The organism is Candidatus Pantoea formicae (assembly GCF_011752625.1).
In the GTDB taxonomy this organism is placed as follows: domain Bacteria; phylum Pseudomonadota; class Gammaproteobacteria; order Enterobacterales; family Enterobacteriaceae; genus Pantoea; species Pantoea formicae.
The window spans coordinates 1-335 of the sequence record NZ_VWXD01000049.1 but is presented as its reverse complement, the minus strand read 5'-3'; the positions used below and the strand labels follow the sequence as shown (position 1 = coordinate 335).

Genomic DNA, 335 nt, shown 5'->3' with positions numbered 1-335 from the left:
TTCCACAGGTGCGAACTTCATCGTGGCGCGGGACAATATCCCATCAGACGCCGTATAGATTTAAGCAAGCCTCTCGTCATTAATCAAAATCAGGGTTGCAAAAATGGAGGTGACCATAGATTTTTATTATGCGCGGGTGAGCATGTTGGTGCTGGCCACAGCATCTCTGCTGCCGGGTGGGCGATTGAGTGCGGGCCACCGCACCTCGGCTGCTGCCGGGCCGTCCTCGCGCCGCTTCGCGGTGCCCTCGGCTGCAACGTCGTGCCGGCCGGAACGTTCGGGTACGGCCGTCCTGGCCTACCCGAACTGCCTGTCGCATCCCTGCGCCTGGCTCC

The 335-nt window shown here is 60.9% G+C and carries 1 protein-coding gene; it reads left to right on the top strand.

Annotated features, from left to right (window positions below; all coding sequences use genetic code 11):
* Positions 1–103: 103 nt before the first annotated feature.
* A partial coding sequence (locus tag F3J38_RS28035) for a hypothetical protein (RefSeq protein ID WP_205298445.1) occupies positions 104–335 on the top strand: 232 nt, incomplete at its 3' end.